Source organism: Amycolatopsis sp. NPDC004625, from assembly GCF_040609695.1.
Taxonomy (GTDB): Bacteria; Actinomycetota; Actinomycetes; order Mycobacteriales; family Pseudonocardiaceae; genus Amycolatopsis.
On sequence record NZ_JBEXKX010000113.1, the window covers coordinates 1 to 5,216 of the forward strand.

Sequence of the window (5,216 nt, forward strand, 5' to 3'; positions counted from 1 at the left end):
TCTCCGGCATCGCGAACCTGCACAACATCCTCCTTGCCGACTGACCGCAACACCAGCCCCACCAACCACAACCACAGTTACGAGACAGCCCTTAGCTGGAATCGCAAAGAAACACTGAAACACTACAGAATGTGACACTGGTCACACATGCCCCCGCTGGTGCACTTTCCGTTCCGATAGCGGCACATCCACCATATTTCGCATGAGCAACTCGCAAGCCCCGATCCCTGCACCGGGCTCTGGTCCTGACCCGTCCAACTCGGACGACGCATTGACGTGCTGGCACTCCTGATCCTCGTCCTCGGAGTGATCGGGCTCGCTCAGCACTACTTAGGATTGGCTGGCGGCCTCAGACCGCTGGGTGACGATCGTGGTCGGGGTCAGCTGCGCGGCTTCGACGTGCGCGTCGACGCCCTGGCGCGCGTCGGCGACTACACGGCCACGGTCGCGGTCGGCTCCGGCGGCCGTTCGGAACGAACAAACGCAAATGCTGTTCCGTGACCTTAGCCGTACGCGCGACAGCAGTAGATCGGAATAGCAGAGCAAATCGATATCTATAACGCGGTCGAACGATGTCTGCACCCTACTACGCGGAGATGCTCCGCTCGGCACGTACCAGCGTCACGAGCGTTCGCGACCGCTCGGCGCCTACCCCCAGCACCTTCCGGAGACTCTCGGCAGAGATGGGACGCTGATACAGCTCCCGATGCCGCCGATCCTCATGCCGGGCGCGCTCCAGCAACTCAGCATCCACGCTCACCCCTTCCCGCTGCTCCGCCGAAGCGCTGTCCGAGTCGGTGGTCTCGGCCGCGCCAGCCGGACGATCGGCCGCTGGTACGGCGGCCAGGGCCTGCAGCAGGACCGGTCCGACCTCCGACCACCCGATCAGCAACAACGGACCCACCGCATCGAACAACGCCTTCCCCACCTCACCAGCGATCAACGGCTCAGCCACGTTCAACGCCAACGTCACCACTCGACGCCAACAACAGCCGCCGAGCCGGCCAAATCACCTCAGCAGGAGCGCCCCGCAACGACAGGGACCGAATAGCGATCAACAGCCCGACCACCGACAGGTCGACCGCAGGCGCTACCAGCGGCGCGACCCAGACCGGCACTCCCAGCCGGAGTGCCAACGCGAACACATTCCCGAAACCGAACAGGAAGGTCAGCGCCACGATGATCCCCACGATCAGCGTGACCGCCGACAGCACTGGATCGCGGCCCTCGCTCGGGCTCAGCACAGCAACCACCCTGCCCCCAGTCCACACCACGAACCACGAACGACCTGCACGAACAGCCCGGCAGAATCCGGCACGGACGTGCCCGAGAGGTCTCGCACGCGTCGACAGCACGCGGTATAGTTCGACACAAGCGATGTCCGGTGACCAGCCGAAAAGGTCTTGTCCGACATCACTCGGCACCGCCTGACACCCCAAAACGCGTTCTCTTAATCAGCGGGTTCAGATACCGATGGTCTTCGGAGCTGTGCAACACAGCCTCGCCGATCCTCAGAGAGTCGCAGGCGCACATCCACAGCGCGCTTGGTACAAACGCCCCCTGGTAAGCCGGGGCGCGAGTGGCTTCGGTGAGACTCCGACGGCAACTACTTACCGTCCTTACATTCTCGTGATCTATCACGACTAGACTCGATCACGTTCAGTTTGGCGCGATAGACGCCGTTGAACGCTGCCTCGCCCTCCCGCTGCGAGATGCTCTTGGAATAGTCATGTCAGACCGTCAAGAGATCCGAGCCGGAAGAGACCTCAAGAGCTCGACCGATGCTGCGCCCGTTGAATCGTGGCCCTCCACGTCGAACCGGGCTGCCGACAAGATCATCACTTCGCTGCTCCTTCCGAAGAGAAGGCGCAGTACCGAGCCGGTGATCCCGTTGCCGGTTGCGGAGCTCGGGCCGCTGATTGACGGTGGTTCGATCGTCTTCAGTTTGGTGAAGGTCGGCGGAAACGGCGCCGTGGCGGCGCGGATGGCGCTACAGCAGCTGGCGTGGCCTCCAGGGCAAGCCCTGCGCTTCTCGGTGTCCTCGAGCCTGCTGGTCGTGGCGCCCGCCGAGGAACCGACGGCTACATTCGTGCCGCCAACAATGAATCTCACTCTGCCGGCACGGTTACGGTCGCGGTGTCGCATTCGCGCCGGCGACCAGGTTCTGCTTGCCTCCGTGGTCGAGCACAACCTGCTGGTCGTCTATCCGCAACATGTCCTCCATACGATGCTCGCGCAGTACCACGACACGCTGGCGGCCAGCCCCGAGAACATCCGGTAGTTGAGGCATGCAGCGGACGCAGTCTTCGTGACTGCGCCCGCTGCCGCTCACTCCGTTGCTGACCGCTGTGGACGAGCAGGTACCAACGGATGTGGCTCCCCGGTGAGCGCGGCGAGTGCTTCGGCGACCTCGCTGAGGTCGGCTTTGACGTAGGTGGTGGTCGTTAGGTCGCTGCCGGATTCGGCGTGTCCGGCGTAGGCGCGGGCGACGCCGATGCCGAAGTTGCGCTCCACCCAGGTCAGTGTGGTGTGACGCAGCCAATGGGCGCTGACCTGCAGCGCCCTGGCCCACTCCAGTTCGTGCTGGACGCGGCCGAAGATGTAGTCGTAGCGGCGGGAGGTGATCGGCTTGCCGCTGGCGTAGCGCAGCAGCTGGCTCTCCAGGTTGCCGTCTCCGCGCTCGTCGAAGTGGGCAATGAGGTGGCGCATCAACGTCCGCGAGACGGGCTGCCAGCGTTCGGTTTCGCCCTTCTCCCGAAGCAGGATCATGCACTGCGTCCGGTCGAGATCCCGGCCGCGCAAGGCCAGCGCGCCGCCGCGACGGCAAGCGCTCTCCTCGTGCAGCCGGCAAACCAGCGCATCGAGCTCCGGGTCGTCACCGGTACTAGCCACCACGTCGTTGAGCTCACTGACCCGGTCCGGTGCGATGGCCCGGCGGGTCGAGGCGTTACGCCTGGGCTTGGTGACCCGCATGGCGGGATTGGCGCGCTCGTCGAGGCGCCCGTCGTTGACCAGGTGCTTGTAGAGGCACCGCACTGCGGCGATGAAATTTTCCGCGGCGTTGCGGCCGCCGCGGGAGTTGCGGCGGACGCGGGCGGTCCTGCGGACGTGCTCGGCCATCGCCTTGATCTCGGTGGCCGTGACCATGTCCATCGGTCGCTCGCCCCACTCGGCTTGGGCTTTCTTCCAGTACGACCCGTAGGAACTCGCGGTGCTCGCCGACACAAGCTCGGCGACGACAGGAATCCATTCCGCGATCGTCGGCATCGGCGGACGATCGTCGCTGGCACCGTCGGTAGGCGTCTCGCCGACGAGCTCGGCGGGATCGACGCCGAGTCGTGACAGCAGGAGCCGCGCTGCCTCGAGGTCCTGGGTGGTCGCGGTCATGACGCCTCCTCCGGGGCGGCGAGTGAGGTGTGGAAGGCGCGCAGCATCGCCTGCACGGCGGCTTCCGGATGGACGATGAGTACGTCGTGAGCAGGGTCCGCCACCAGCAGCAGGCGGCTGCCCGCTAAAGCTCCGCAGCCGCGCCGTACCGGGGCAGGCAGGGCGACGTAGGGCTTGCGGGGCATGACGAACACCCCGTCGGAGCGCCGCCGGACCACGATCGAGGTCTGCACTAGCGTGATCAGCAGCCGATCGCCGGGTTGCCACCCGAGGACCGCAACGGCACCCCGATCCTGGAGCCGGCCGCCCCCGTCCATCAGCGCGATCGACAGCCGGGGGCCGTCGACCGCGCCGAGGTCGCGCAAGGGAGGCAGTCCCATCGGGACTGGCACGGAGGATTCGCGTACGGGGTCGGCCGCGGTGACCCGGCCGGGCAGCGACAACGACGGGATGCCGGTCATGCGACACCTCCCCGACATGCTGCGCGAAGGGAGGGCGCGTTCAAGATCAGCCTAGCCGAGATCGACGGGAGCTGAACGCGAGAAAGACCCGCCGTGGCGGGTCGGTTACTCTGTGGTTTGGGAGATCTCCCACGTATTTGTGTCCGAGGGGGGACTTGAACCCCCACGCCCGTTAAGGGCACTAGCACCTCAAGCTAGCGCGTCTGCCATTCCGCCACTCGGACCTGCTGAAGAAAGAGTATACGGCCCCTCAGCCCCCTCGCTCAGGGGGGTGCACATCGACACCCACCACCCCTCTGGCAAGATCGAGAACTTTGCCTCTTCTGCATCGATTCAGTCGACACGGCCCGAGGCTGAATCCCCCTGGCCACCACCCCCGTCGTCCGGAAGAAGAGCATGGTTTACAAGACCGGCGCCACTTCCTAGGATTCGGCCGCAAGCCTGCGCGTCGAGCGCCCTCAGGGGACTGGAGGTTCCGTTATGGCGCGCGCCGGGCGGGGGCCTGATCGCTTCTCCGTTGATGATCTTCTTCGGGAGACCGGGGCCACTCCGCGCTCTCTTCTCGGGTCCGCTCCCGACGTCCGGGTTCGGGACGATGACACCGGTGAGGGCTACCGGGAACGGCTCGAGCAGCGGGCCCGGGAGGCCGCCGCTGGTCAGCAGCGGGCTGGGCGGCGGATTCGGTGGGTCTCCGCCGTCTGCGGGGCTCTTGTCGTCGTCGGGAGTCTTGTCATCATCACCGTTACCTCGGAGAGCTCGCCCGGGCGGCAGGCCGCCGTTGCTCCCGATCCGCTTGCTCCCGCCACCACCACTCCGGTGACCGTGACCACGACCGCCGCCGCCAGTGTGGTGCCCCTGCCCACCGTCATCAGGCAGACCTCGGCCTCCGCCACACCCACGACGTCGACGACGGCGAAGGCGACCACCTCGCAAGCCGCTCCGCCGCCCGTGGAAACTTCGGGCTGCTCCGTCAAGTACCGCGTGACCGATCAGTGGAACAACGGCTTCACCGCCGGGGTCTCCGTCACCAACACCGGCAGCCGGACGCTCTCGCCGTGGACCGTCACCTGGACCTTCACCGCCGGGCAGCGGGTCACGCACAGCTGGAACGGGGACTACTCGCAGAACGGCTCGCGCGTCACCATGAAAGCGGTTTCCTACAACCTCACCCTCGCGCCCGGCGCGACCGTCGACATCGGCTTCAACGGCGCCTTCGACCACGGCAACCCCTCGCCCACCGGCTTCGCCCTCGACGGCGCCGGCTGCACCGCCGGCTAGACGAGTGATGCGTAAGTCTGGGTGGTGGCCGGAGATCGGCGAAGGGTGTTCAAGATCCGTTTGTGACGACAGACCTGAACACCCTTCTCG

General features: G+C 66.0%; 7 protein-coding genes and 1 tRNA gene. 3 read left to right on the top strand and 5 right to left on the bottom strand.

Going from position 1 to position 5,216, the window contains the following annotated elements; genetic code table 11:
• Nucleotides 1-276 precede the first annotated feature (276 nt).
• Nucleotides 277-501, top strand: coding sequence for a hypothetical protein (locus tag ABZW17_RS46555; protein ID WP_354829418.1), 225 nt, complete (start codon nucleotides 277-279; stop codon nucleotides 499-501).
• An 85-nt stretch (nucleotides 502-586) separates the two neighbouring features.
• On the opposite strand, the gene ABZW17_RS46560 is transcribed toward ABZW17_RS46555, so the two are convergent.
• Nucleotides 587-973, bottom strand: a complete 387-nt coding sequence (locus tag ABZW17_RS46560) for a hypothetical protein (protein ID WP_354829420.1) — start codon at nucleotides 971-973, stop codon at nucleotides 587-589.
• The gene (locus ABZW17_RS46565) at nucleotides 948-1,244 is read right to left on the bottom strand and encodes a hypothetical protein (RefSeq protein WP_354829423.1); all 297 of its coding nucleotides are present in this window, start codon (nucleotides 1,242-1,244) and stop codon (nucleotides 948-950) included. Before ABZW17_RS46565 ends, ABZW17_RS46560 begins: the two co-directional genes overlap by 26 nt.
• A gap of 485 nt (nucleotides 1,245-1,729) precedes the next feature.
• Between ABZW17_RS46565 and ABZW17_RS46570 the strand changes: the two genes are divergently transcribed.
• The gene (locus ABZW17_RS46570; RefSeq protein WP_354829426.1) at nucleotides 1,730-2,281 is read left to right on the top strand and encodes a hypothetical protein; all 552 of its coding nucleotides are present in this window, start codon (nucleotides 1,730-1,732) and stop codon (nucleotides 2,279-2,281) included.
• A gap of 47 nt (nucleotides 2,282-2,328) precedes the next feature.
• On the opposite strand, the gene ABZW17_RS46575 is transcribed toward ABZW17_RS46570, so the two are convergent.
• The 3 genes from ABZW17_RS46575 to ABZW17_RS46585 all read right to left on the bottom strand — a co-directional run bounded on the left by ABZW17_RS46575 (nucleotide 2,329) and on the right by ABZW17_RS46585 (nucleotide 4,072).
• Nucleotides 2,329-3,387: a site-specific integrase gene (locus ABZW17_RS46575; protein WP_354829429.1), complete on the bottom strand. Its 1,059-nt coding sequence runs from the start codon at nucleotides 3,385-3,387 to the stop codon at nucleotides 2,329-2,331.
• Nucleotides 3,384-3,848 (bottom strand): hypothetical protein, encoded by a 465-nt coding sequence (locus tag ABZW17_RS46580; RefSeq protein ID WP_354829431.1) that lies wholly within the window; start codon nucleotides 3,846-3,848, stop codon nucleotides 3,384-3,386. The genes ABZW17_RS46575 and ABZW17_RS46580 overlap by 4 nt, the downstream gene beginning before the upstream one ends.
• 140 nt (nucleotides 3,849-3,988) lie before the next feature.
• Nucleotides 3,989-4,072 (bottom strand) — tRNA-Leu (locus ABZW17_RS46585).
• A 592-nt stretch (nucleotides 4,073-4,664) separates the two neighbouring features.
• Here ABZW17_RS46585 and ABZW17_RS46590 point away from each other — a divergent pair.
• Nucleotides 4,665-5,126, top strand: a complete 462-nt coding sequence (locus ABZW17_RS46590; RefSeq protein ID WP_354829434.1) for a cellulose-binding domain-containing protein — start codon at nucleotides 4,665-4,667, stop codon at nucleotides 5,124-5,126.
• The last annotated feature ends 90 nt before the right edge of the window (nucleotides 5,127-5,216 follow it).

Coding starts and splice junctions, on each gene's coding strand:
- ABZW17_RS46570 (WP_354829426.1), top strand. CDS start 1,730: ATGTCAGACCGTCAAGAGATCCGAGCCGGAAGAGACCTCAAGAGCTCG.
- ABZW17_RS46575 (WP_354829429.1), bottom strand. CDS start 3,387: ATGACCGCGACCACCCAGGACCTCGAGGCAGCGCGGCTCCTGCTGTCA.
- ABZW17_RS46580 (WP_354829431.1), bottom strand. CDS start 3,848: ATGACCGGCATCCCGTCGTTGTCGCTGCCCGGCCGGGTCACCGCGGCC.